Origin of the sequence: Streptomyces silaceus, from assembly GCF_001419745.1 — a bacterium.
Classification (GTDB): Bacteria; Actinomycetota; Actinomycetes; order Streptomycetales; family Streptomycetaceae; genus Streptomyces; species Streptomyces silaceus.
The window spans coordinates 1-1,948 of sequence record NZ_LIRJ01000623.1 but is presented as its reverse complement, the minus strand read 5'-3'; the positions used below and the strand labels follow the sequence as shown (position 1 = coordinate 1,948).

General features: G+C 70.5%; 3 protein-coding genes. 2 read left to right on the top strand and 1 reads right to left on the bottom strand.

Going from position 1 to position 1,948, the window contains the following annotated elements; all coding sequences use genetic code 11:
* Positions 1–450 (bottom strand): FAD-dependent monooxygenase (locus AOK22_RS37925; protein WP_157872422.1); only part of this gene is annotated, 450 nt, incomplete at its 3' end.
* Positions 451–519: 69 nt separating this feature from the next.
* Here AOK22_RS37925 and AOK22_RS37920 point away from each other — a divergent pair.
* Both AOK22_RS37920 and AOK22_RS37915 read left to right on the top strand, forming a co-directional pair.
* A complete protein-coding gene (locus AOK22_RS37920; RefSeq protein ID WP_055703193.1) occupies positions 520–1,200 on the top strand; it encodes a TetR/AcrR family transcriptional regulator in 681 nt (226 codons plus the stop codon).
* A 344-nt stretch (positions 1,201–1,544) separates the two neighbouring features.
* A partial coding sequence (locus AOK22_RS37915; protein ID WP_208606507.1) for a PIG-L family deacetylase occupies positions 1,545–1,948 on the top strand: 404 nt, incomplete at both ends.

Genomic DNA, 1,948 nt, shown 5'->3' with positions numbered 1-1,948 from the left:
CGCGCCGTCCGCGCCGACCAGCAGGTCGTACGTCGCACTGCTGCCGTCGGCGAAGTGCAGCAGGCCGTCGTCGGCGGAGGTGAACACGCTCCCCCAGCGCACCGCGCCTTCAGGGAGGGAATCCAGCAGCAGGTCGCGCAGATCGGCCCGGTCGACCTCGGGGCGCGCGAGCGGGGCGTCGTCGGGCGTGTCCTCCTGGAGCAGCAACGTGCCGTCCGGCTCCAGGAGTCGCATGTCCTGGCCTTCGCCGCGGGCTATCGCGTGGAACTGGTCGATCAGTCCGGCCTCGCGCAGCGCCCGCTGGCCGGAGTGGATGTCGAGCATGCCGCCCTGCCCGCGGGCATCGCGTGACGATTCGCGTTCATAGACGACGCAATCCATGCCGTTCACGTGCAGCACACGGGCGAGAGCCAGGCCGCCGAGGCCCGCTCCGACGATGGCGATGGTCATGGTCGCTCCCTTCGATACACCGTATGGATCGATACACCGTATCGCTCGATGCGATGTACTGTAAGCGGCATGTTGGTGTGGGAGAGGCCGGAGCCGTCCGAACGACCCGTACCGGCTCCGTTGAGCCGGGAGCGGATCGTGCGGGCGGCAATTCAACTGGCCGACGCGGACGGCCTGGACGCGGTGTCGCTGCGCAAGGTCGCCACCGCCCTGGACGTCCGTCCGATGCGGTTGTACGGCTACATCGCCAGCAAGGAGGAGCTGCTCGACCTCATGGTCGACGCGGCCTACGCCGAGATCCGGCCGGCCGGAGACGGCTGGCGGGAGGCGCTCCGGTCCCTCGCCGAAGCCACTCGGCACGCCGCTCACGAACACGAATGGCTCGCCGATCTGCTGGGTGGCCGACCCCAGCTCGGGCCGCACGCGCTGGCCAGCGGGGAGGCCGTGGTGGCCGCGCTGAACGACCTCGACGTGGACGATGTCATGCCAGTGGTCGCCGCGGTCAACGCGTACGCGATCGGCGCGGTGCGTCGGGAGATCGCGGAGCGGCGTGCCGAGCGGGCCACAGGAATGGACGAGAAGCGTTGGCAGGCGTCGCTCGGGCCCTATCTGGAGCGGACCTTCGCCACCGGCCGATTTCCCGCGCTGGCCACGGTGGTGCACGATGCCGCCCACCTGAACGCCGACGAGACCTTCCGGATCGGCCTGGACTTCCTGCTCGAAGGGATCGAGGCCCGCATCTCACGGTGACGCCCGGCCGAGGCATCGTTCAAGCCGAGGTATCGCTCAAGCCGAGGCATCGTTCAGGTCGAGGTATCGCTCAAGCCGTATCCCGTCCCGTCCCGAGACAGCCGGGGGTCCGCCGGCCGACGGGCGTGGCGCCGAGACGCGCGGGTCGCGCCTCCACCGCGCTCCCATGGAAACGCCGACCCTTGGAAGGTCGAGGGCCACACCGGGAACAGCCGGTCCGGCCTGCGCTGTTGCATCGTCCGAGGGGCCGGCAGCGCACGGCGGGGACAGGACACGGAGACCACGAGGTCACCATCCGGCCCGGCGGAATCCGGCCCCTCGGAGCGCGGCACGACCGCCGCGNNACGACGAGGCCACCGGGACCGGCGGGGTCCTCGCGCGGTACGCGGCGGAAGGCATCCGCACGGTTCTCGTGACCTGTACCGACGGCAGTTGCGGTGACGGACCGGGGGGTGTCAAGCCGGGTGATCCGGGGCACGACCCGTCGGCCGTCGCCGTGATGCGCCGCAAGGAACTCGAGGCGAGCCGTGACGTCCTGAAGATCAGCGATCTGGAGACGCTGGACTACGCCGACTCCGGGATGATGGGCTGGCCGAGCAACGACGCGCCCGGGTCCTTCTGGCAGACCCCCGTGGAGGAAGGCGCCGCCCGACTCGCCGAGCTCATGCGGCACTACCGGCCCGACGTGGTCGTCACCTACGACGAGAACGGCTTCTACGGACACCCCGACCACATCCAGGCGCACCGC

Bases quoted from the DNA above. Each gene is read 5' to 3' on its own strand.
- AOK22_RS37920 (WP_055703193.1), top strand. From the start codon at position 520: ATGTTGGTGTGGGAGAGGCCGGAGCCGTCCGAACGACCCGTACCGGCT.